We start from the raw sequence: 23,254 nt of genomic DNA, 5'->3' as shown, positions 1-23,254 counted from the left end.
CCCTTTCCGCTCGCGACCCGTAAAGCGCGGTCATTGTGACCGAACCAATCATCTTTGCAATCCCCAAGGGACGGATTCTCGACGAGGCTTTGCCGTTGATGCAAGCGGCTGGCATTGAGCCTGAAGCCGCCTTCTTTGACGACGCCAGCCGCGCGCTTTTGTTCGCGACCAACAATCCCGCGATCAGCATCATTCGCGTCCGCGCGTTCGATGTGGCGACCTTTGTCGCCCATGGCGCGGCGCAGATTGGTATTGTCGGTTCGGATGTTATCGACGAATTTGATTATTCGGAGCTATATGCGCCCGTAGACTTGGGCATTGGCCGTTGCCGGATATCGGTGGCGATGCCGCAGGGCGTTCCCGATGATGTTAATGGTGGGCATATCCGTGTGGCCACCAAATATCCCGGCACGACAAGCCGTTATTATCACGCGCGGGGTATTCAGGCCGAATGCGTGAAGTTGAATGGTGCGATGGAACTTGCGCCTTCGCTTGGGCTTTCGGGGCGGATTGTGGATTTGGTTTCATCGGGCAAAACGCTCGCCGAAAATGGCCTTGTCGAAACGGCGGTCATTAGCCAAGTGTCCGCGCGGTTAATCGTCAACCGCGCGGCGTATAAGATGATGAGCGGAACTATTCCGGCTATGGTGGAACGTTTCCGGGAATTGACGGGCGCACGTGCAGCGGCTTGATTCCTCTGACATTGGTTTTGCGGATGCATTTGACGCGTTGGTGAATGGCCGGCGTGAGGCGGATGCCGATGTGTCGAGCGCTGTGGCACAGACAATAAAAGATGTCCGCGCGCATGGGGACGTGACGCTGGCGGACATGACACAGCGTTTTGACGGATTTGATTTGAACACAGCGGGTTGGCAGATTGACGCGGCGCAGTGCAAGGCCGCCTATGACGCGCTGGAGCCAGAATTGCGTGACGCTTTGACACTCGCGGCGAAGCGGATTGAGGCCTATCATAAGGCACAACTGCCGGAAAACAGGGATTATCGTGACAGCGACAATGTGCGTTTAGGTGCGCGTTGGTCGGCGGTCGATGCGGCGGGGGTATATGTCCCCGGTGGCCGTGCGGCTTACCCATCATCGGTGCTGATGAATGCGATTCCGGCGAAAGTTGCTGGCGTCGAACGTATCGTCATGGTTACGCCAACCCCCCGCGGAGAGACCAACCAGACCGTCATGGCCGCCGCGTATTTGGCAGGTGTGGACGAAATCTGGCGCGTCGGCGGGGCGCAGGCGATTGCGGCTTTGGCCTATGGAACCGAACGCATCCGTCCCGTTGATGTCATCACGGGCCCCGGGAACGCTTGGGTGGCCGAGGCAAAACGGCAGCTATATGGTGTGGTCGGCATCGACATGGTGGCTGGGCCATCGGAAATCGTTGTGGTTGCCGATGCCCAAAATGATCCCGAATGGATTGCAGCGGACCTGTTAAGTCAGGCAGAACATGATCCGACCAGCCAGTCGATATTATTCACGGACAATGCCGATTTTGCCACCCAAGTCGCGGCGGCTGTTGACGCGCAAATTGCGACACTGTCCACCGGTGCGGTTGCGCGGGCCAGTTGGGCGGATTTTGGCGCGATTATTGTCGTCGAGAATTTGGAAGGTGCGATGCCTTTGGTCAACAGGTTGGCGGCGGAGCATTTGGAACTTGCGGTTGATGATGACCGCGCAGAACGGCTATTTGACCTTGTCCGTCACGCAGGGTCTGTGTTTTTGGGTCGCATGACGCCCGAGGCGATTGGTGATTATGTTGCTGGTCCAAATCATGTATTGCCCACCGGACGGCGCGCACGCTTTGCGTCTGGCCTGTCAGTACTTGATTTCATGAAGCGAACCAGCTTCATTGCGCTTGATCAACAGGCTATCCATAAAATTGGTCCGGCGGCGGCAACGCTTGCCGATGCCGAAGGTTTACCCGCCCATGCGGCGAGTGTCAGGAAGAGATTATGAGTGCCAATAACGCCAGTGCGAAATCCAAATCCCGTTCTGCGGCGCGTCTGGCGTCGGTGCAAGCGCTGTATCAAATGGATATGGAGGACATTGGCATTGCCCGGCTGTTAAATGAATTTCATTCGCACAGGCTGGGTCAGGAAATCGAAGATGCGCAATATGCCGATGCTGATCCCGATTTCTTCGATGATGTTGTATCGGGCGTCGATGCGCGTCGCGCGGAAATCGACGAACTGGTCGATGGTAAGCTGGGCGAAAAATGGAAGATGGATCGTTTGGACAAGACCATGCTCCAAATCTTGCGCTGCGGCACTTATGAATTGATTGCGCGACCCGATGTCCCAACCGCGACAGTGATCGACGAATATCTCGACGTTGCCCATGCCTTTTTTGACAAGAAGGACGCAAAGTTCGTCAATGGCTTGCTGGACGCCGTCGCGAAGGACGTACGGCGGTAGATTTTCTATCGTCGTCCTGAACTTGGTTCAGGACAACATGCCGCGGTTGCTTGTTATCCCGAAACAAGTTCGGGATGACGACATGGGGGGAGGGGAGCCGAGATTTTATGACCACCGAATCCAGCTTCATCAACCTTTTGCGTGGTTTTGCCACTGACCCTGCGGCGCGCGGCTTGCTGGACGATGTGGCGGTCATCGACATCGGCGATGCATCGTTGATTATCACCCATGATATGATGGCTGAGGGCGTGCATTTCCGGTCGAACGCCAATCCCGCCGATGTTGCTTGGAAGCTGTTGGCGACGAACCTGTCCGATTTGGCCGCAAAGGGCGCGGCGCCTGTTGGTGTGCTGCTTGGCTTCATGCTGGGTGATGATGCTTGGGACCGGTCGTTTGCCGCTGGTCTCAAAGAGGCTTTGGCGCATTATAACGTCGCTTTGCTGGGCGGAGATACGGTTGCCAATCGTGGAGATAAACGGGCGCTTGGGCTGACTGCTTTGGGCCGAGCAAAGCATATTCCCGTGCCATCGCGATCCGGCGCGCAAATAGGTGATATAGTATATGTGACAGGAACGCTTGGCGATGCCTTGGCGGGATTTGAGCTGATTGACGCTGGGTTTGATGAGGTTGGGCCATTGGCCGATGCGTTTAACCGGCCCGTCGCGCGGCTGGCTGACGGTCAAAAGCTTGCGCCGATTGTAAGCGCGATGATGGATGTGTCGGATGGCTTGCTGCTGGATGCTGAACGCTTGGCGCGTGCCAGCCAGATTGGCATAGAAATAGACCTAGCCCGCGTGCCTTTATCGCCGCTTTATATCAGCTATCGCACCGACAGCCTTGAAAGCCGTATGCAGGCGGCAAGTTGGGGCGATGATTATCAATTGCTGTTCACCGCATCACCCGAAGCCAGCCTATCGGTGCCAGCAACGGCCATTGGTCGCGTGATTTCCGGTGGCGGCCTGACCTTAAAAGACGGCGTGAATCCCGTAAAACTGCCTCCAACGCTTGGTTATCAACATCAATGATGCATGCAGGGACGTAGGCGGCGTTTATGGGTTGCCATAGCCGATAAGCGCGCCTTATACCCTGTGGGCTTGCAAATCTCGGGAGGAGAGGGGCAACAATTGTTGTTTATAAAAACAGGAGGGGAGAGATAATTTCATGTCTCTGACAATTATCGCAATATTATGCGGGTTACTGGCCGTCATATACGGTTTTGTAACCAGCCGTCAGGTGCTGAGTGCACCGGCCGGCAATGACAAAATGCAGGAAATCGCTGCGGCCATTCAAGAGGGCGCAAAAGCCTATCTTGGCCGTCAATATCGTACCATCGCTATTGTTGGCGTCGTGGTCGCGGTTTTGGTTGCTGTGTTCTTGGGTGTCATTCCAACCGTAGGTTTCGTGATTGGTGCAGTGCTTTCGGGCGTTGCAGGCTATATCGGAATGAACATTTCGGTGCGTGCAAACGTCCGCACGGCTGCTGCGGCGCAGACCGGGCTTCAGGCCGGTTTGACCATGGCGTTCCGCGCAGGTGCGATTACGGGTATGCTCGTGGCGGGACTTGCCTTGCTGGCGATTGCCGTGTTCTTCTGGTATCTGACGGATGTTGCCATGATGGCACCAAACAGCCGGCCGGTGATTGATGCGCTTGTCGCATTGGCATTTGGCGCATCGCTGATTTCCATCTTCGCACGTTTGGGCGGCGGTATTTTTACCAAAGCCGCTGACGTCGGCGCTGACCTTGTTGGCAAGGTTGAGGCTGGCATTCCAGAAGACGATCCACGCAACCCTGCCGTTATTGCGGATAATGTTGGCGACAATGTCGGCGATTGCGCTGGTATGGCTGCTGACCTCTTCGAAACCTATGTTGTAACCGTTGGCGCAACGATGGTGCTGATCGCTTTGCTGGTGCAGGGCGTGACTGACAATGCGTTGTTCATGAACCTCATGAGCTTGCCATTGTTGATTGGCGGCGTGTGCGTCATCACCTCGATCATTGGTACCTATTTCGTCCGTCTTGGCGGTGGAAAGAATATCATGGGCGCGATGTATAAGGGCTTTTTGGTCACGGCCATTTTGTCGGTTCCGGCGATTTGGTTTGCGATCGACTTCGCTCTGGGCGGCATGGCAAATGATGTTGGCGGGTTCACCGGCCGGACATTATTCTATTGCTCGTTGCTTGGTCTCGTCATCACGGGCCTGATCATCTGGATTACCGAATATTATACCGGCACCAATTACCGTCCGGTCCGCTCGATTGCGAAAGCATCTGAAACGGGCCACGGCACCAACGTTATTCAAGGTCTGGCAATCAGCCTTGAATCCACCGCGATGCCAACGATTGTGATCTGCGCAGGTATCATCATCGCTTATCAATTGGCTGGCGTTATCGGCATTGCCTTTGCCGCAACGGCCATGTTGGCGTTGGCCGGTATGGTTGTGGCGCTCGACGCTTATGGTCCAGTTACCGACAATGCCGGTGGTATTGCCGAAATGGCTGGTCTCGACGATTCTGTCCGTGAAAAGACCGATGCGTTGGACGCTGTGGGCAACACGACCAAGGCTGTGACCAAGGGCTATGCCATTGGTTCGGCGGGTCTGGCCGCATTGGTTCTGTTCGCGTGCTACACCGCCGATCTTCGGGAATATTTCCCTGATCTTGCGGTGAATTTCAGCCTTGAAAACCCCTATGTCATTGTCGGGCTTCTGCTCGGTGCTCTTCTGCCATATTTGTTTGGTGCGATGGGCATGACGGCTGTGGGCCGTGCGGCGGGTGAAGTGGTGAAGGACGTGCGCGACCAGTTCGCAAACGACCCTGGCATCATGACCTACAAGTCAAAACCAAATTATGCGCGTACCGTCGATTTGGTCACGAAGGCAGCAATTAAGGAAATGATTATTCCGTCCTTGCTGCCCGTATTGACGCCAATTGCCGTCTATTTCGTGATTACGGCCGTTGCAGGTCAAGCGGAGGGCTTTGCCGCTCTCGGCGCGCTCCTGTTGGGCGTGATTGTGGGCGGTCTGTTCGTTGCTATCTCGATGACATCGGGTGGCGGCGCATGGGACAATGCCAAGAAATATATCGAAGATGGCAACCATGGCGGTAAAGGTTCGGAGGCCCATAAGGCTGCTGTAACCGGCGACACCGTAGGTGATCCCTATAAGGACACTGCTGGTCCAGCTGTAAACCCAATGATCAAGATCACGAATATCGTGGCCTTGCTCCTCTTGGCAGCATTGGCCCATGGCGGCATGTAACGTCTAAAGATTATTAAGCTTAGAAACCCCGCTGGAAGCAATTCCGGCGGGGTTTTTTATGTGCTGTTCCAATTGCTCAGAACCGCTTTCTGAAGCTCAGTTCAAACACCCGACCACGCGGGTCTATATAGCCGGGCTGATAGCCCAAAGGCACATTGCCATTTTGGTCACGCACATCGACGATATCGTTGAGGATATTTTCGATCCGGAAGGATATACGGCTACCTTTCAGCAATGGCACGGCTTTTACGATACGCGCTTGCTGGTCCAAATTGACGAACAAAAATGCGCTGATGGCGGCTATGTCGCTAAACCGCAGGTCATTGCTATTGGCAAGGCCAGTGCCCTTGGCGGTGGTTGCGCTTTTATAGGTTCCTTGCAGCCGGAAACCAAAGCCCTTGTGGAACAAACCACCCGACAGTTCGACCTCATGCCGTGATGCGCCGCCATTGCTGTTGGTGGCTGAGCCGTTCAACAGGTCGAGCACAGGCACGCCGGGACGGATTAGGATTTGGTCCTCGATGCGATAGCTATGGTATAAGGCGATGTTCCAGCGGCTGGGTTGGCCCCCGCCGGGCGCGCCAAACCGAGCTCCGCCACCAAAGCCGCGACCGCTGCCGCCGCCGCTTGCAGCCCGCGGCGCGCTAGGAGCGCCAGTCGCAGCCGCAGGCGGGCCACCGAATGGCCCACGTGGGGGTGCGGAAGCACCGATGTTACCCGATACATTGAAGCCCCAGCGAATGCGCTGTGACGTTTCACGGTCGAAATTCACGGGGCGTTGGTCGATGCTGACCAAGCGACCTTGCGCATCACGGACAACGCGGCTGGCAAAGGCTGCCTCAATCTCTGGCGTTAGAAGGGGGAAGGCGGCCGTTGTATTGCGGCTGTTGTTTTTGAAATAGCTGAACTGAAGCGCGAAATCTTTGATGAATTCAGGGTTCCAATTCGCGTTCAATATCACATCGCGGCGCTTTTCGCCAATGAGGGCAGGGTTGCCACCGGTAATGACATTGATGAACAGACTTTCGCCGCGCGTAAAATCATAGGTTGCAACATTGGGTGTGACCAAAGTCGGATTACCCAATTGGCCAATGCCGGGCGCGTTTTCGTCGCCCGTTATCGAAACTTGAAAGGTCAGGTTGCGTGCCGGGGCCCAGCGCAGACCAGCGCCATATTCCAACAAATTCCCGAAATCGGACAGATCGCTATAGCCGATATTGCCATTGATGGCCCATTCGCCAATCACCGCGCCAAGGCCGAAATCGCGGCCGGTCAGCGGCAATTCCGCGTTGACCGAATGGTTCATGATGTTCCGGCGTAACGCGATATCGATGGTGACGCCCGACCGCCATGTTTCGCTGTCCAACATTTGCCGCGTAAGGCCAGATGCGAATGTCATCTGCACATCACCTGCGGGCAATTTGAGCACAGATCCCGCAAATGTGCTGCGCGCCTCCATATTCTGGTTCAGGCTGGTGGCGAGGTCGGGCGCAAGAAACAGCAAATTCGACCCGAAATCTGCGGAAAATGGGTTGATAGTGCCCGCAAGCACGCCCGCGCGTAATGCATTGAAATCTGCGTTGCGTGTGGTGCGGGTGTCATTTGCCGTGCGGGCATAATTACCCGTGACCGTCCAGCGCCATCCGCCCAGCGCATGGTTGAACGTGCTGCCGGTCTGGAAAACATGTGTTTCGCTTTCGCGCTCCAGCGGACGTGGGCTGTCGAAATAGCGGCTGAGCGTTACATCTTGGCCAAAGGGTGAAAATGGGCTGCTACCCGGCAGGACGAAGCTTGTACCGGGCAAGCCCAGCAAGGATTCACTAGCCGTCATCGCGTAATTGGCGTTCAGCGACAATATTGTCTGCGGACCAAGCGAACGGCTCCATGTGCCATTCATCTCCAGCCGCTCTGTACGGGGAAGCAACGTCCGGACGTCGCCAATATTGCCGTCATTCAGGCGATTTGCCGTGCTGGAAAATTGCGCCAAATTCGGGTTGGATAACCCTAAGGGAACGCCCGCCTTGGTCACATTACTTCCAGCAAGCGCGCTTAAGGCGGGAGCAATTTCTCCGTTGGCGCCAAGTCCACTTATGTTGCCGCCACGCGCCAATAATGAACCACCCGAAGATATCAGGTCGCGTTCGGACTCGGTCAACGCTGTTGATCGTTCCAGCTCAATATCCAAATTAAATCGGGTGGTTTTGCCAATACGCGTCAGCGTCGTTTCAAATTCATTCGTGCCAAAGCCGCCATCCTGGGGCTGTGCATGTTCAAATTCTGTGGCGAAGGAGGCAAAATTGTCTTTCAAGATAAAGTTGATCACCCGCTGGTCAGGACGGAAACCATATTTAAGCGCCACTTCTTCCGGGAAAATCTGAACCTGACGAATGGCTTCGGGCGGTAAATCACGTAGCTCTCGGAAACCCGATACGCGTTGGCCGTTCAGCAAGATAATCGGCATGCCGCCGCCACGCCCGCGCCCCGAATTGGCCTGCGGCGCCACCGCCGCGACAAGGTCGGTCAGGGATGATGCACCCAAGGAGGCAATATCTGCTTCATTCAACTCCTCTACGGGCGGGACGTCGGTATCGACCGAACCCCTAATGCGTTCAGCTGTAACGACGATTTCGCCCGAAGGCGCTTCATCCACCGCGTCTTCAATGTCGTCATTGGCAATCGCCAATGTGCTGCCCGTACTCTGGGCATCGTTCATCGCCATTGCGGGAACAGCGGTAGATGCGAGCAAAATAGCGCTAAAGTGGAATATTTTCATGGGGGAGAAGCTCAGTTTCTATAATTGCTACGTTGGTAGCATAACGTAAAATTCAAGTGACTGCGTCTAAACTGCATCGCATTTTGTCGCAATGAAGCGATTACACTGTAGCGCTTCCCTTTTTCGAACATTCGGTTTACAGGCGCAACAACGTTGGATTTTTGAAGATTTAAGGGGCCGAATGGCAAAAGAAGAATTACTCGAAATGCGTGGGACAGTGCGTGAGTTGCTGCCCAATGCTATGTTCCGTGTCGAGCTTGAAAATGGCCATGAAGTTTTGGGCCATACCGCCGGAAAGATGCGCAAGAACCGTATCCGCGTCCTCGTGGGTGACGAAGTGTTGTGCGAACTGACCCCTTATGATCTGACCAAAGGCCGGATCACGTACCGCTTTAAATAAGGGCGACAGACCTTGGGTCTGAATCCTATACTCATATTGGCATCCTCCAGCCCACGCCGCCGCGACCTTCTCGCGCGTTTGGGCGTTGCGCCTGCGCGTATTGCTTCACCCGATATTAACGAGACGCCCCGAAAGGGAGAGGTTCCGCGTGTCTATGCGCTGCGCATGGCGGAGGAGAAGGCGGTTGCCGTTGCGCGCGATGCTGGGGAGATTGTGGTCGCAGGTGACACCACGGTTGCCGTTGGCCGCCGGATATTGCCGCAAGCCGCTGACGCAGATATGCAACGCGGGTTTCTGAACCTACTCAGCGGCCGTCGTCATCATGTGCTTAGCGCTGTTGCCGTGATTGACGGAAATGGCCGGATGCGCAGCCGGATTTGCGATAGCATCGTACGTTTCAAACGTTTGTCCGCCGAAGAAATCGAAAGCTATATTCAAAGCGGCGAAGGGCTGGGTAAAGCCGGCGGCTATGCCATTCAGGGCAGGGCAGAGGCGTTGATCGATTGGATGGCGGGTAGCCATTCGGGCGTTATAGGCCTACCCTTATATGAAACACGCGCATTATTGCGCGCTTCGGGCTATCCGCTTGACTGATATATGGCGCGATGATGCGCCGGGCGAACGCCGCGCGGCGCTTGTCGAAAATGGACGCATTGTTGAAATCCATATTCAGCGGGATGCGTTATGGGCCTTGGGCGAATGTGGCGTTGGCCGTATTGAACGCAAAACACCTTCAGGCACCTATGTTGCCACCGATGACGGACGAGAACTTTTGTTGCGCAGCAAAACCAAAGAGCCTGAAGGCGCGCGCGTGCACTTTGAAGTGACGCGCGAGGCTATATCCGAGCCGGGCCGTATCAAGCCGCTAGAGATTATGTTGCGCGATAGTGCGCCGCCCGAACCCTTGATAAGCAAAGATGCGCTGTGGGAGGCGCGTCTGGCGTCTTTAGGGCCATCTGCCATCAACGCATCCATCGCCGATGGCTTTGACGTGGCCATTGCTGGGCAGTCACAACTCGGCGATGTGACCATAAGCTTTCAGCGCACCAAAGCAGGGCTGGTGTTCGATATTGACGGTATCGGCGATGCGTTCGCCATCAATATGGTCGCAGCGACCGAAATTACCCGTCTGCTGCGCTTGTACCAAGTGGGCGCGATGGTCCTGATCGATTTTGTCTCGATGGAGTCTAAGGCACAGCGCACGCAAATTGCCGAAGCGTTTGATGCCGCATCCGTGTTGGACCCGCGCCCTTTCGAACGCACGGCCATTAACGGCTATGGCATGATGCAAGTCGTGCGTGCGCGGCCAAGGCCGTCTGTTCTCGACCAGCTGTTCGGCACGCGCATCGCAGCTTTATCGGATGAGACTCAGGGCTATTGGCTGATGCGCGCAGTCGCCGAATCTCACGGTTTTGGTGTGCGCAGCGTGACGGCACGGCCTGAGGTTGCGACATTGCTGCAGTCCGAGGGATGGGCGGCATGGCGCGCGGCGGCAGTTCGCCTTGCCGGCGCGGATATGGTGGTGGTTGCAGATGAAAAAGCCGCAGGCTATGGCCATGTCCATGTTGCGCAAAGCTAATCTCTGTCCGCTCTGCGGAAAGCCGGTAGTGGCTGAATCCAAACCTTTTTGCAGCCAAGGATGCAAAGATCGCGACCTACTGAAATGGTTGGATGAAGGCTATCGTGTGCCTGGGCCACTGGCGGATTATGAAGATAGTATCGGTTCCGACGGCGCGGACTGATTTTGCGCTTGCCAAGAGGCGTATCGCCTCTCTATAGGCTGCGCTCCCACGCGGTTTTTGCCGTGTAGCCCGAGTAGCTCAGGGGTAGAGCAGCGGATTGAAAATCCGCGTGTCGGTGGTTCAAATCCGCCCTCGGGCACCATTTTCCCGGTGTTAATGATTTTAGCGATAAGGGCCCACGGGGCCCTTTTTTTTGCTGTGCGTGTGCAGTCAATTGCGCTGGGGTGTCGCAATAAAAAAGCCGGAGCAGCGTTGCTTGCCCCGGCTTCTTTTTTGCCTGATGAATTCAGGATATTAGAATTTGTACTTCACCGATGCACCATAAGTGCGTGGTGCGTTTGGATAGCCCGAAATCGAACCGGACTGCACAACGCTTGGGAAGTTGACGGATACATATTTTGCATTCGTCAAGTTGCGACCCCAAAGCGAGACTTGCAGACCGCTGTCGAAACGCAGCGTTGCCGCAGCGCTTAGGTCGTTTACTTCGCGCTTATACTGACGCCATGCTGGATTTTCGTTGATCACCACGTTCGATTCATTGTGATAATCGGCATTGAAGATCAGCGCTTTGCCGTCGTTCAGGTCCATCGTGTAGGTTGCGCCCAATGTCGTCGACCACTTTGGAATACCAGCCACCGCTTGGCCGCTGATGTCACCAAATTGCGAACCGACATAGCTGTCATATTTCGAGTCGAGATAGACGGTAGCGACGCGCAATTGGAGTGCGTCGATAGGATTGAAGCTGCTGTCAAACTCGACCCCCTTCACCGACTGCTTACCGGCGTTTGTCAGAACAAAGCCTGTGCCGATGAAGCTGTTGCCCTGGAAGTTTTTGATCGACTGATCAAAAATTGTCAGGTTGAATGCAACGCTGTCCCATTTTGCTTTCAGGCCAAGCTCCTTGACCTTTGCCTCTTCAGGAAGCGCATAACGCGTTCCGCTGGTGAGGTTCGCCGAGGCAAGCCCAGCTGTGCGAATGGCCGATGCGGCGAGTGGCGCGCCTTGAGCTGGTGAACCTGCGATGAAATCCGAACCGAATGGACGCGAGTCAATCGACATGTTCCACGACGTTGCCTTAAAGCCTGTGCCATAGCTGGCATACAGGTTAATGCTGTCGGTGGCTTCCCATGCCAAACGAACCGAGTATGTCAACTTACCATCACTGGTACGGCCATCTTCAACCGCATTCGGGATGTTCAGGAATGGCGGCAAGAATTGCAGCGCCTGAAGATCGAGGAACGGGTTGCAGGTTCCCGAACGGGTTGGGTTTGGAGTCGATGACGCAGGCGCATTAGTAACTGTAGCGCAGTTGTTAATCCGCGGGAACAGCCCTGATGCGAGCGCTGTGCCACCGGCCGGAACAAAGCCTGCCGGAAGAGCAGCTGGCAAACCAGCATTGGCACCCACTTGCACAAGATCAATCGCAGAGAAAACGTCTGTGATAGTCGTGTTGCTCTTAAGGTTCTTCTTGTCCTTGGTATAGTTAAAACCACCTGTCAAAACGAGACCATCGGTCAGTTCTAAGTCGGCTGTACCGAAGATGGAGTAGGCTTTGTTCTTATAATCCCAATCTTCAAAACGTCCTTGGCCTTGGCCGCCAAATGGGGCTGCGGTCGAAGGAACGCCACCTGCGGCACGAATTGTGGGCTCAAGTGAAACATATGCACCACGCGTAAGTGCGCTTGCATAATTGCGGAAGTCACGGCCAAGCGTCAACGCTTGCTTGTTATTGATGCTTTCATTGAAATAATAAGCACCCAGCAAGAAATTGAATGGGCCGTCAAAATCCGACGCCAAGCGCAATTCTTGCGTTTTTGTGGTGATATCCACATCGCCGCGGTTCGCACCGATCAAATCTGCGCTGGTGAAATCGCTGTCGGCGTTGGTTTTAGCGCGTGACTCACGATATGCGGAGATGGAGGTCAGGCTCAACGAACCCATTTCATAGTCCGCTTGCATCGAGACACCACCATTGGTGATTTTGTTCTCGGAAGCGAAATTTTGATACTCGCTATAGCTGAAGATACCAGCAGAGTTCACTTTGCCGCCGATGGCTCGAATAGCGGCACCGGTTGGACCGTCGAAGATATTGCCAACGAAGCAGCAATTTTCGTCAATCTTGTCATAGTCACCGATAAAGCGGAGTTTGAAGCTTTCCGAAGGCTCGATCAACAACTGTGCGCGGCCATACCAGCGGTTACGCTCACTTGTTTTCGATCCGTCGGTCAGGTTTGTACCATAACCGTCAGCTTTGTTGATGCCGCCAGCAAGGCTGAAAGCAACATTGTCAGCGATTGGACCAGTTACATCGGCCTTGGCAACGATTGCGTTGCGATTGCCATAGCTCAATTCAGCAGATCCGCCGAATTCATAGCTTGGCGCAGCGGTAACGATCGAGATAACACCAGCGGAGGCGTTTTTACCGAACAAGGTCGATTGCGGACCGCGCAATACTTCGACGCGCTGCAGGTTAGGAAGGTCGCTGATTGCAGCAGCCGAACGCGAACGGTAAACGCCGTCGATAAATACGCCGACGGATCCTTCGATACCAGGGTTGTTGGCACCGTTACCAAAGCCGCGAATAATGAAGTTTGTGTTGGCCGAGCTTTGCAGCTGGCTGACGCGAAGTGATGGAACCAAGGTCTGCAAATCTTTGAGGTCGCGAACTTGAGCGCGTTCGATGGCGGCAGCGGACGTTACCGAAACGGCTACAGGCACTTCTTCCAGAGTCTGTTCACGCTTAGTCGCGGTCACGATGATGACATTTTCGTCAGCGTCGTCGCTAGCTTGTGGTGCATTGTCTTGTGCAAAGGCAGCTGAACCGACGCTCAGCGAAGCGATGCTGATTGTGGACAGCATGGCCGCCTTCAGCAGATGATTTCCCAATTTCATATTCACTCTCCTGTTGTTCATTCCATCCCGGTTTACCCAGGTTTTTATTGGGGATGAGATTTAAATTTGCCCCAGCATCCCCCTGAGCCGCCGTTAAGCATGTTGTGGTATTAACGACACAAATGCTGCGCAGCAATTCCTTAGTGTCATTTGCAAAAATATAGTCGCATATGCGATAAAAATGTAACGAACCTCACTACGGCCCGACAGCGATCTGGATAGCATATGCCCAAAATGGTCAAGAAAGGCGATTTGCCTTCAAAAATATGCGCCGCCTGCGCAAAACCGTTCGCTTGGCGCAAGAAATGGGCGAAGGATTGGGACAATGTGCTGTATTGTTCGGATCGCTGCCGCAAAGCGCGATAGGCGCACAACAGCAAAAGGGCTGCCGCAAGACCCGAAATATGTACATTGTGTGGAAATGGTGCCGGCTACAAGGTTCGAACTCGTGACCCCCTGATTACAAATCAGGTGCTCTACCAACTGAGCTAAGCCGGCACTCGGCGCGTCCCATAGCGTCAAATGACGCCAAAGGTCCAGCCCTCAGTTGCAGCAATTTCAAAATTTAATGCTTCAGGTGCCCAAAGTTGCGGATTTTCGGCAACTTTGCGCAGCCAAGCGGCCGTTATGAGGGCATCTGTGGCATGGTCTGTGTAGTGTTTTAACGGCAAATGCGGTTTCGAGCCAAGCGCCTGCAACGCCAAATCGAGTCCGATGGCATCACGTATCTTGCTGCGGCCCTTGGCAACGCCAGCCGCGCGGGCGGCGATGGTGGTATAAATTTCGACAGCCACCTTGCCGCGGGCCGGAAGCGGGTCAAAGGGCCAAATGGCCATGGCATCGCGGAGTTGGTGCAAGAGGCGCATACCTGCAAAGCTGGCCTTGGCAACTTGCGACGCCCCTATCGCGTCGTAAACGGTCGACGCCTTTTTGCCGGTGCTTTTGTTCAGCAATTCACATTGCCGCCAAAACAAATAGTCGGATTTTGTGCCATCTGCCGCGCCAAGATAGAAATGGCGGCGGTGGTGGCTTTCCAGAAAGGATGCCGCGCCTAAATCCGGATCATCGCAGATATCGTCGACATAGGCCCAGAACTCACGCGCAGATGTGGGCACATCATCGCCCGGCAGATAGCTGCCACGTTCGATAAAGGGCGGCGCGAAGCTGAAGTCTAAACCGATGAGCACATCATCATCCTGTGCCAAAAGCCAGTCGACGATGCCTTGGCGTGACCAGACCTTATTGGGCGGGTCTATGAGGCGCGGGGCTTCATCGCCTGCTTCACAGATTGCCAGCGCGATGCCGGGATGTCGGCTGCCTTTTGCGCCAGACCAGTCGGCGCACGCAAAACGCGTAAAGCGACGCATTATTGCGTGTCTGGATCTGCGTTACGTGCCCGCAGCCGGTCCCAATATTGCAGCCGTTCGATTATCTTGCGCTCAAAGCCGCGTTCCACAGGCTGATATAGCTTGGTCGGCGTCACCGTATCTGGCCAGTAATTCGCGCCCGAAAATCCGTCTGCGCTGTCATGGTCATAAGCATAGCCTGCGCCATAGCCGATGCCCTTCATCAGCTTTGTCGGTGCATTGAGGATATGTGCAGGTGGCATCAGCGAGCCTGTATCCCGTGCCATTTTCCAGGCGGATTTCTGGGCCTTATACGCAGCGTTCGATTTTGGTGCGGTGGCAAGATAGAGGCATGCCTGCACAATGGCGACTTCGCCTTCCGGACTGCCCAAAAATTCATAGGCCTGTTTGGCGGCGAGGCATTGGACCAAAGCCTGCGGGTCGGCGAGGCCGATATCCTCACTGGCGAAACGGACAAGGCGGCGCAGCACATATAAAGGCTCTTCGCCTGCCACCAACATACGCGCCATCCAGTATAAGGCGGCCTGCGGATCGGAACCGCGCAAGCTTTTATGCAGGGCGGATATGAGATTATAATGCCCCTCCCGATCCTTGTCATAAACGGGCATCCGCCGCTGTAACAGGGCCGCCATGGCTTGGGGGTCAAGTGGGTTTTCAATGTGAATGGCGAACAAAGTTTCCGCCTGATTTAGCAAAAAGCGGCCATCGCCGTCGGCGCTGCTGATCAATGCCGCCCGGGCATCATCGGTAACGGGCAAGGGGCGCTCCAATATCGCTTCGGCACGGCCCAGCAGCGTCGCTAACGCCGCCTCATCTAAACGTTGCAGCACCATCACTTGCGTGCGCGACAGTAAAGCCGCGTTGAGTTCAAACGACGGATTTTCGGTTGTTGCCCCGACGAGCGTGACCGCGCCGCTTTCCACAAAAGGCAGAAAGCCGTCTTGTTGTGCGCGGTTGAAGCGATGAATTTCGTCCACGAACAGCAATGTCTGCCGCCCCGTTCGCGCCATTGCCTCTGCCTCGGCAAAGGCTTTTTTGAGGTCCGCAACGCCTGAGAACACCGCCGAAATCGGTTTATAATGCATGTCCACGGCATCGGCCAGCAATCGGGCGATGCTGGTCTTGCCCGTTCCGGGCGGTCCCCAAAGGATCATCGAAGATAATTTACCCGCAGCGACCATACGGCCAATTGCGCCATCGGGACCTGTCAGATGTTCCTGACCAATCACCTCATCCAATTTGGCGGGGCGAAGCTTGTCCGCAAGCGGGGCATTTTCCGGCATGGAGGTAGGCAAAGCCGGAGTGTCGCCAAAAAGATCACTCATGGCAAACGCCCGTTCCGCGCTGATTTATAACATAAGCGTCGGCATGTAGGATTGTTGTCTGCCCACGTCTGACCAATGACCACAGGTTTAACGCGCAGACGCCGCACGCGCAGCACGTTGGCGGATGAGGCGGATATAGGTGTCGGCGACAGTCTGATTAATCGCATCCCAGCTGAAATCGAGCGATCGTTGCTCGCCAGCCGCGCCATGCCGTGCGCGCAAATCGGCATCAGTGCAATAAACTTGCAAACTGTCGGTAAATTTCTGAATGGCGCCCGGCGTGATCAGGCGGCCGGTCACATTGTCTTGTACAAGGCTCTCGCTACCAGTCGCCTTAGCTGCAACAACGGGCAAGCCGCAGGCCATCGCCTCTAACGTGACATTGCCAAAGGTTTCCGTTACACTTGGGTTGAACAATAGGTCCATGCACGCAACGGCGCGGCCCAGATCTTGTCCCCCTTGGAAACCCACAAAACGGGCGTGGGGCAGGCGGCTTTCAAACCAGCCGCGGGCGGGGCCTTCGCCAATGACCATGACTTGATGCGGGACATTGCGGCGTCGCAGTTGGTCAATGGCGTCCGAAAACACGTCTAGGCCTTTTTCCATGACCAAGCGGCCCAGAAAGCCAATAACAACGGGCTCGTCGGTCACGCCTTGCGCGCGCCGCCATGCCAGATCCCTGCGACCAGAGTTGAAAATGTCCCGATCGACGCCGCGTGACCAGATGTCGATGTCATAATTCATCCGTTGTTCGCGCAAAACCTGCGCAAAGCTCTCGGATGGCGCGACCAGCGCGTCGCATTGGCGGTACAATCGGCGAAGCCATGCCTCCACCAATGGTTCGGCGAAAGACATGTTATAATATCTAAAATAAGTTTCGAAGCGTGTGTGCACCGAAGACAGCACTGGCAGGTTACGCTGCTGCGCCCATTTAACCGCTTGTCGTGCGACGCGGTCCGGACTTGAGATATGGACGACATTGGGGGCAAATGCCTCCAAATCGCGCTTCACTTTTGCCGACAAGGATAGAGGTAAACGATATTCCGGACGAAATGGTATGGCGAATGAGGGGACGTTAACAACGTCACCTGTTGCAACAAAAGCAGGCTTAGCAACCGTTGGGGAATATACCCGTACCGATGCGCCTTGTCCCAAAAGATAGCCAACAAGCCTGTTCAAGGCCTGATTTGCGCCATCACGGACATAATTATAATTGCCGCTGAATAGCGCAATGCGAAGGTCGCTGGTCTGCATTCATTGCCTTTTATCGGCGGTAACGCAAAATGCCAATGGGAATGGTGCATTTGGTAAGATATGCATCCAATATGATATTAAGCCAGATTGATGATTTGCTGATAGGGCAACCCAAAGTTTTTCACGCCAACGGCACGATGAGCGCCATGGCCCGCACACCGGTGGATCGTCCGGTCTTTTTAGGCAAACATGGCTTTGTGGGCGACCAAGTCGCCGACCCGACGGTGCATGGGGGCGCGGACAAGGCGGTGCATTTTTACCCTGCAGAACATTATCCTAAATGGATCGCGCATTTTGCGGCAGAGGATTTTGTTCATCCGCTGCTAGACCAAGCTGGTGCCTTTGGTGAGAATATCAGCGCATGTGGGCTTCAGGAGGACAATGTGCGGATTGGTGACCAGTTTCGCCTTGGCCGTGCAATTGTTGAGGTCGCGCAAGGCCGGCAACCCTGCTGGAAGCTTGATCATCATTTCGGCGTGCATGGCCTGTCCGGCGCAGTCATCAGCAGCGGCCGATGCGGCGGTTATTTCCGTGTGATTGAAGAAGGCGAAGTGGCGCCCGGTGACCTTATAGAGCAAGTGCACGCGGCCGAGCATGAATGGACCATTGCCCGAAGCTTTCACTTGTTGATTGGCGGCGGTCATCGCGCAGTAGGCGCCACATCAGAATTGCGGGCTCTCGCTGCGCTGGAGACAATGGCGGAAAGCTGGCGGACGAGGGCCGCGAAATTGGCAGGCTGACTGTTGCGTCGGCAGGGGTTGCCCCCTGCGCACACAAATGGGTCCGCTTATTCGCTGGCCTCGTGTCTGCCGGACGCGGGGGCGTGAAGGCGTATGCGGGTGACTCGTTTCTCGTCGGCTTCTAATATTTCCAAAGTCCAGCCGCTGGGCTCATGCATCAGCATTTGACCAATGTCCGGGACTTGGCCGGCAATGACAAAGGCAAGACCGCCAAGTGTATCGACGTCTTCATCCACTTCCGCCAGCTTCGGATCAATAGCTTCGGCCAGTTCGTCTAGCTCTGCGCGTGCGTCGGCCTCCCACAAATCGGGGGCCATTTGAACGAATGGCAGTTCGGGTTCGTCGTCATGTTCGTCTTCAATCTCTCCGACGATTTCTTCGACCAAATCCTCAATTGTCACCAAGCCCTCGGTGCCTGAATATTCATCGAGCACGATGGCCAAATGCGTGCGTGTACGGCGCATTTCATCGAGCAAAGCCAGCACGCTCATATTTTGGGGCACGAACCGCGGCTGGCGGATGAAGGCTTCAAGGCTGTCGGGACGGTCTTGATCTGAGGCCAGAACAGCAAACACGTCCTTAATGTGGATCATGCCAATGATGCTGTCTAACGTCTCGCGGTAAACGGGCAGGCGGCTGTGGCCATGTTCGGCAAAGGCCGCGATGCAATCGGCAAAGCCAGCGCTTTCTTCAATCGCGATAATGTCGCTGCGCGGGACCATGACGTCGTCAACGCGATGCTCGCTAAAATGGAGCAAGTTTCGCAGCATCGTACGCTCGACGGCGGTCAAGTCGCCGTCGGCGTCCGATTGTCCATTGTCCTCGCTGTCTTCCTCATGCTCGGCAATTGCTTCTTCAAGCTGCTCGCGCAATGTCGGCTCGTGGTCGCGGCCAAAGAACATATTCTTCAGCCGCAGCCATAATCGTCCGTCGTTGTCGTCGTCGGTTGCGGTTTTCGAACCGCTAAAACTGTCACCCTCAGGCATAATGGACGCGTATTGGCCTCTTAATTGTCGATTTCGTCAGTATATGGATTGTGAAGCCCCATAGATGCAAGCGCTTTTACCTCAAGTGCCTCCATCAATTCGGCCTCGTCATCCTCAATATGGTCATGACCAAGCAAGTGCAGCATGCCGTGAATGACCAGATGCGTCGCATGATGGGCGACGGGAATGTCTTTTTCTTTCGCTTCGGCAACGCAAATTTCATAGGCCAATATGATGTCGCCAAGCATGATTTCGGGCGCATCATAAGTGCCAGCGATCAAGGTATCCAGTTCTTCGTCATCGAGCATAGGAAAGGACAGGACGTTCGTCGGCTTGTCCTTATCGCGCCATTCTTGGTTGAGTGCGTGGACTTCTGCGTTGTCGGACAGCTTGATGCTGACGCTGACGGGAACAACGGGATCGGCTAGTTCAGGAATCGCCGCAAAGCGAACTGCTGTATCTACAGCCTTTTCGACTTCGCTCTGCCCAAAATCGCTTTTGCTCCAAACCACGCCCATATCGAGTTCGACATCAATCATGCCCGTCCTCATATGCGTCGACGATTCTGCCAACGAGCGGGTGACGGACAACGTCGCTGCTGTTGAAACGGATGGTTCTTATACCATCGACACCGTCAAGGCGCTGCACCGCGTCGTTCAGGCCGGACATGCGCTCGCCGCCGGGAATATCGACCTGATGTGGGTCACCGCAAATAACCATGCGGCTGTTCATGCCAAAACGGGTGAGGAACATTTTCATCTGTGCTGCGGTGGTGTTCTGCGCCTCATCCAAAATGATGAAGGCATCGGCCAATGTCCGGCCGCGCATGAACGCGATGGGGGCGATTTCAATCTCGCCAGAGGCAATCCGTCGCTCGACCTGCTCAGCGGGTAAACAGTCATATAAAGCATCGTAAATCGGACGGAGATAGGGATCGACTTTTTCCTTCATATCGCCCGGCAAGAAGCCCAGTCGTTCGCCTGCTTCTACGGCCGGACGGGAAAGAATAAGCCGCTGCACCGCGCCGGTGATCAACATCGCTACGGCCTGCGCCACCGCCAGATAGGTTTTGCCCGTGCCTGCTGGCCCAAGCGCGAAGATAATCTCGTCGCGGGCCAATGCCTCCATATAGGGAATTTGCGTGGCCGAACGCGGCACCAATGTTTTCTTACGCGTACGGATCATGATGCCCGGCGCGTCGGTTCCATCCTTGCGGACGATGCCTTCTAAAGTGGGTTCTGCGGTCATGGCGATGATGGATTGCACGGCTTCTGTATCGATTTCCTGTCCGCGCGATAGGCGGGAATAAATGTCATTGAGAACGTCACGAGTTCGGCCAATGGCGCCAGCTTCGCCTTCAATCTGCACACGATTTCCACGGGCGGAGATATAGACCCCGAGGCGGTTCTCAATCGTTACTAGATTACGGTCAAATTCCCCAAAAACCGCGTTAATCAGATGCGGTTTGTCGAAGCTCATCTCCAACCGGGACAAGTCACCGGTTTGCGCTTGGGCTTTTTTAGCCATTCAGGCAGCTGCTCTCATCGTTGGTTCACCCTTCAGGCTAAGCGGTCCAGAATCGGTTATCTGCACAGTGACGATATCGCCGATTGAGAGGTCTGGCGCAAGGACATGCACCGATTGAAGCCATGGTGATTTGCCAATGAGTTGCCCCGCAAATTTTCCGGGCCGTTCCAACAGGACATCCGTGGTGCGCCCGACCGTGCGATTATTAAATGCCGTTTGGTCGGCAACGATTTGCGCCTGAAGCCGTTGTAGCCGTTCGTCCATTACTTCCATGGGTATTTGGTCGGACATGTCGGCAGCGGGTGTGCCGGGGCGAGGGCTATATTTGAAGGAATAAGCCTGTGCATGACCGACTTCGCGCACAAGGCTTAGCGTGTCTTCGAAATCGGCATCGCTTTCGCCGGGGAAGCCGACGATGAAGTCGCCGGAAAAGGCGATGTCAGGCCGGACAGCGCGCACGCGGTCCAGGATGCGCATGTAACTGTCGCGGCTGTGGCTGCGGTTCATGGCTTTTAAAATGCGGTCTGAACCAGATTGAACGGGCAGATGGAGAAACGGCATCAGTTTTTCAACATCACCATGCGCGGCAATCAGACCTTCGGTCATGTCGTTCGGATGGCTGGTCATGTAACGGATACGACGAAGGTCGGGTATCTTGTCGAGCGCTCGGATAAGGCCGTCTAGGCCTTGAAGCTTGCCCTTGTCATCTTCACCATCCCATGCGTTGACATTCTGGCCCAGCAAAGTGATTTCGCGTGCGCCAGCATTTACTATAGCCTTTGCCTCGTCGATCAATTCCGCCCAGCCGCGTGAAATTTCTGCGCCTCTTGTGTAGGGGACAACGCAATAAGTACAGAATTTGTCGCATCCTTCCTGCACCGTCAGAAACGCTGATGGCGGCTGTTTGCGGCGGGCGGGTAGCTTGCCAAATTTATCCAGGCCGGGCAGGTCAAGGTCAACAACGCGCTCGCCGCGTCCGACCGCCGCAACCATATCTGGCAGGTTGTGATAGGCTTGCGGGCCAACAACGATATCGACTTCGGGGGCTCGGCGGCTAATTTCGCCGCCTTCGGCCTGCGCGACGCAGCCTGCGACCGCGATAACGGGGCTAGTTCCATCCTTACGGCGCAGCCGGCCAATTTCGGAATAGACCTTCTCCGCCGCCTTTTCGCGGATATGGCATGTGTTAAGGACCACAAGGTCGGCATTGGCCTTGTCATCCGCTGCTGACATTCCCTGGCTTTCAAACATCTCGGCCATGCGCTCGCCATCATAGACGTTCATCTGACAGCCGTAATTTTTGATGGAATAGGTTTTGGGGGAATCTGTGCTCATAATCCGCGCCTATACAAGGCGCGTCGCATTGCCGCCACCCTCCATCGCAGCGCCAATCCGTGCCCGCACTTCGGCAGAAATCGCTTTGCGGTCCGGATAATGGAGCGGATCAAATGGCTCCAGAAAATGTAGCGTCGCGGTAATCGGTTTGAGATAAGACAAAAGGCGCCAGAAATTTTCGGTCACTTTTTCGTCGCCAACCCAGGCAACGCGTGGCGTGTGGTGGCCATAATTGAGGTAGACAGGCTGTACGAGCATGCCTTCTGGCGGAGGAACCAAAGCGGCGAACAAAGACGGTTTAAACGGCAAAAGACCCGATCCATCATGCGTCGTGCCCTCAGGGAAGATGGTTACCGGTTGGTCGCCCGCCATGGCCGCGCGCAAATCATCGACTTGAGTGCTAACGCTGGCGCGGTTTTCGCGATTGACGAAGATGGTGTTGTTGATTTTGCACAGCCAACCAATCAACGGCCAGCTTTCGATACCGTCATTGGCCACGAAGGTGCATCCCGTAACGCCAGACATGACCGGAATGTCGATCCAGCTATGATGGTTGGCGGCATAGAAGACATTGCTGCGTACACGCGTGCCTGTGGTGGCGGTTGCAATACCACTGGTCCAGCTAATCGAGAGCAGAAATAATCGCGGCCAAGGCGAATTTTTTCCGATTATCCGCCAGATATTATGCAAAAGCAGGCTCAGCGACAGGCTTACGACCATCAGCAACAGCCGTGTCAAAAACAAGAGCTGTCCTGTGACAAAAGTCGCTGGGTTGCGTTGTTCAATCCTTGCGGTCGATGGCGACGCCATAAAGCTCCATACGATGGTCGACCAAACGATAGCCCAGCCGTTCGGCAATGATTTTCTGCAATGCCTCAAGCTCTGGATCGACAAATTCGACGACCTTGCCAGTTTCGACATCAATTAAATGATCATGATGCGCCTCGGGCGATGCTTCATAGCGGGCGCGGCCATCACCAAAATCATGCCGGTCTAATATACCAGCTTCCTCGAATAACCGGACCGTACGATATACGGTGGCAATCGAGATTTTGGGATCAATAGCCGAAGAGCGCCGGTAAAGCTCCTCCACATCGGGATGATCGGTCGCATCAGAAATAACGCGCGCGATGACCCGCCGTTGATCGGTTATGCGTAGGCCCCGTTCGTTACAGAGCGCTTCAATGTCAATTTTGCTATCCATTGCGCACCACATTTAGTGCCACCCG

Annotated in this window: 22 protein-coding genes and 2 tRNA genes; 12 read left to right on the top strand and 12 right to left on the bottom strand. The window is 55.1% G+C overall.

Annotated features, from left to right (window positions below; all coding sequences use genetic code 11):
• Positions 1-35: 35 nt before the first annotated feature.
• The 5 genes from hisG to D7D48_RS06085 all read left to right on the top strand — a co-directional run bounded on the left by hisG (position 36) and on the right by D7D48_RS06085 (position 5,684).
• Complete coding sequence (gene hisG, locus D7D48_RS06105; protein WP_125230433.1) at positions 36-692, top strand: ATP phosphoribosyltransferase; 657 nt, start codon at positions 36-38, stop codon at positions 690-692.
• Positions 679-1,968 carry a histidinol dehydrogenase gene (hisD, locus tag D7D48_RS06100; protein ID WP_125230432.1) on the top strand — a complete coding sequence of 430 codons (1,290 nt, stop codon included), beginning with the start codon at positions 679-681 and terminating at the stop codon, positions 1,966-1,968. The genes hisG and hisD overlap by 14 nt, the downstream gene beginning before the upstream one ends.
• Positions 1,965-2,426, top strand: a complete 462-nt coding sequence (nusB, locus tag D7D48_RS06095) for a transcription antitermination factor NusB (RefSeq protein WP_125230431.1) — start codon at positions 1,965-1,967, stop codon at positions 2,424-2,426. The genes hisD and nusB overlap by 4 nt, the downstream gene beginning before the upstream one ends.
• Before the next feature lie 107 nt (positions 2,427-2,533).
• Positions 2,534-3,451, top strand: a complete 918-nt coding sequence (gene thiL, locus D7D48_RS06090) for a thiamine-phosphate kinase (protein ID WP_125230430.1) — start codon at positions 2,534-2,536, stop codon at positions 3,449-3,451.
• 136 nt (positions 3,452-3,587) lie between these two features.
• Positions 3,588-5,684 carry a sodium-translocating pyrophosphatase gene (locus D7D48_RS06085; protein WP_125230429.1) on the top strand — a complete coding sequence of 699 codons (2,097 nt, stop codon included), beginning with the start codon at positions 3,588-3,590 and terminating at the stop codon, positions 5,682-5,684.
• A 76-nt stretch (positions 5,685-5,760) separates the two neighbouring features.
• Here D7D48_RS06085 and D7D48_RS06080 read toward each other — a convergent pair whose 3' ends face one another.
• Complete coding sequence (locus tag D7D48_RS06080; protein ID WP_125230428.1) at positions 5,761-8,457, bottom strand: TonB-dependent receptor; 2,697 nt, start codon at positions 8,455-8,457, stop codon at positions 5,761-5,763.
• Positions 8,458-8,638: 181 nt separating this feature from the next.
• Here D7D48_RS06080 and infA point away from each other — a divergent pair, with 181 nt between their 5' ends.
• The 5 genes from infA to D7D48_RS06055 all read left to right on the top strand — a co-directional run bounded on the left by infA (position 8,639) and on the right by D7D48_RS06055 (position 10,741).
• Positions 8,639-8,857 (top strand): translation initiation factor IF-1, encoded by a 219-nt coding sequence (gene infA / locus D7D48_RS06075; RefSeq protein ID WP_125230427.1) that lies wholly within the window; start codon positions 8,639-8,641, stop codon positions 8,855-8,857.
• Between the two features lie 18 nt (positions 8,858-8,875).
• Positions 8,876-9,451 (top strand): Maf family protein, encoded by a 576-nt coding sequence (locus D7D48_RS06070; protein ID WP_125230906.1) that lies wholly within the window; start codon positions 8,876-8,878, stop codon positions 9,449-9,451.
• A complete protein-coding gene (locus D7D48_RS06065; RefSeq protein ID WP_185739790.1) occupies positions 9,444-10,436 on the top strand; it encodes a ribonuclease E/G in 993 nt (330 codons plus the stop codon). Before D7D48_RS06070 ends, D7D48_RS06065 begins: the two co-directional genes overlap by 8 nt.
• Entirely contained in the window at positions 10,390-10,599 is a 210-nt protein-coding gene (locus D7D48_RS06060; RefSeq protein WP_425452526.1) for a DNA gyrase inhibitor YacG, read from the top strand. Before D7D48_RS06065 ends, D7D48_RS06060 begins: the two co-directional genes overlap by 47 nt.
• A gap of 67 nt (positions 10,600-10,666) precedes the next feature.
• Positions 10,667-10,741, top strand: a tRNA-Phe gene (locus D7D48_RS06055).
• A gap of 152 nt (positions 10,742-10,893) precedes the next feature.
• Here D7D48_RS06055 and D7D48_RS06050 read toward each other — a convergent pair.
• Complete coding sequence (locus D7D48_RS06050) at positions 10,894-13,491, bottom strand: TonB-dependent receptor (RefSeq protein WP_125230424.1); 2,598 nt, start codon at positions 13,489-13,491, stop codon at positions 10,894-10,896.
• A gap of 225 nt (positions 13,492-13,716) precedes the next feature.
• Here D7D48_RS06050 and D7D48_RS06045 point away from each other — a divergent pair, with 225 nt between their 5' ends.
• A complete protein-coding gene (locus D7D48_RS06045) occupies positions 13,717-13,857 on the top strand; it encodes a DUF2256 domain-containing protein (protein ID WP_125230423.1) in 141 nt (46 codons plus the stop codon).
• Between the two features lie 56 nt (positions 13,858-13,913).
• Here the strand turns inward: D7D48_RS06045 and D7D48_RS06040 are convergent.
• From D7D48_RS06040 to D7D48_RS06025, 4 genes are all read right to left on the bottom strand, one after another.
• Positions 13,914-13,989: transfer RNA gene (locus D7D48_RS06040), tRNA-Thr, on the bottom strand.
• Between the two features lie 20 nt (positions 13,990-14,009).
• Entirely contained in the window at positions 14,010-14,858 is an 849-nt protein-coding gene (locus tag D7D48_RS06035; RefSeq protein WP_125230422.1) for a hypothetical protein, read from the bottom strand.
• Positions 14,858-16,183 (bottom strand): replication-associated recombination protein A, encoded by a 1,326-nt coding sequence (locus D7D48_RS06030; RefSeq protein WP_125230421.1) that lies wholly within the window; start codon positions 16,181-16,183, stop codon positions 14,858-14,860. Before D7D48_RS06030 ends, D7D48_RS06035 begins: the two co-directional genes overlap by 1 nt.
• A gap of 87 nt (positions 16,184-16,270) precedes the next feature.
• Positions 16,271-17,437, bottom strand: a complete 1,167-nt coding sequence (locus tag D7D48_RS06025) for a glycosyltransferase family 4 protein (protein ID WP_125230420.1) — start codon at positions 17,435-17,437, stop codon at positions 16,271-16,273.
• Positions 17,438-17,466: 29 nt separating this feature from the next.
• On the opposite strand from D7D48_RS06025, the gene D7D48_RS06020 reads away from it, so the two are divergent.
• The gene (locus tag D7D48_RS06020; protein ID WP_245964352.1) at positions 17,467-18,177 is read left to right on the top strand and encodes an MOSC domain-containing protein; all 711 of its coding nucleotides are present in this window, start codon (positions 17,467-17,469) and stop codon (positions 18,175-18,177) included.
• Between the two features lie 47 nt (positions 18,178-18,224).
• Here D7D48_RS06020 and D7D48_RS06015 read toward each other — a convergent pair whose 3' ends face one another.
• Genes D7D48_RS06015 through D7D48_RS05990 form a run of 6 tightly spaced genes read right to left on the bottom strand, consistent with a single transcriptional unit; the run spans position 18,225 to position 23,229 of the window.
• Positions 18,225-19,163, bottom strand: coding sequence for a hemolysin family protein (locus D7D48_RS06015; RefSeq protein WP_125230419.1), 939 nt, complete (start codon positions 19,161-19,163; stop codon positions 18,225-18,227).
• Between the two features lie 20 nt (positions 19,164-19,183).
• Positions 19,184-19,702: an rRNA maturation RNase YbeY gene (ybeY, locus tag D7D48_RS06010; RefSeq protein ID WP_125230418.1), complete on the bottom strand. Its 519-nt coding sequence runs from the start codon at positions 19,700-19,702 to the stop codon at positions 19,184-19,186.
• Positions 19,695-20,690 carry a PhoH family protein gene (locus D7D48_RS06005; protein WP_125230417.1) on the bottom strand — a complete coding sequence of 332 codons (996 nt, stop codon included), beginning with the start codon at positions 20,688-20,690 and terminating at the stop codon, positions 19,695-19,697. The genes ybeY and D7D48_RS06005 overlap by 8 nt, the downstream gene beginning before the upstream one ends.
• On the bottom strand, positions 20,691-22,025 hold the full coding sequence (gene miaB, locus D7D48_RS06000) for a tRNA (N6-isopentenyl adenosine(37)-C2)-methylthiotransferase MiaB (protein ID WP_125230416.1): 1,335 nt from the start codon (positions 22,023-22,025) through the stop codon (positions 20,691-20,693). It abuts the gene before it with no gap.
• A gap of 9 nt (positions 22,026-22,034) precedes the next feature.
• Positions 22,035-22,835: a lysophospholipid acyltransferase family protein gene (locus D7D48_RS05995; RefSeq protein WP_125230415.1), complete on the bottom strand. Its 801-nt coding sequence runs from the start codon at positions 22,833-22,835 to the stop codon at positions 22,035-22,037.
• Positions 22,807-23,229, bottom strand: coding sequence for a Fur family transcriptional regulator (locus D7D48_RS05990; protein WP_125230414.1), 423 nt, complete (start codon positions 23,227-23,229; stop codon positions 22,807-22,809). The genes D7D48_RS05995 and D7D48_RS05990 overlap by 29 nt, the downstream gene beginning before the upstream one ends.
• Positions 23,230-23,254 lie beyond the last annotated feature (25 nt).

The sequence above is a fragment of the Sphingorhabdus wooponensis genome (assembly GCF_003933235.1).
GTDB lineage: Bacteria > Pseudomonadota > Alphaproteobacteria > Sphingomonadales > Sphingomonadaceae > Sphingorhabdus_B > Sphingorhabdus_B wooponensis.
Note: the sequence above shows the minus strand (reverse complement) of the source record. Positions and strands in the feature narration are given on the sequence as shown.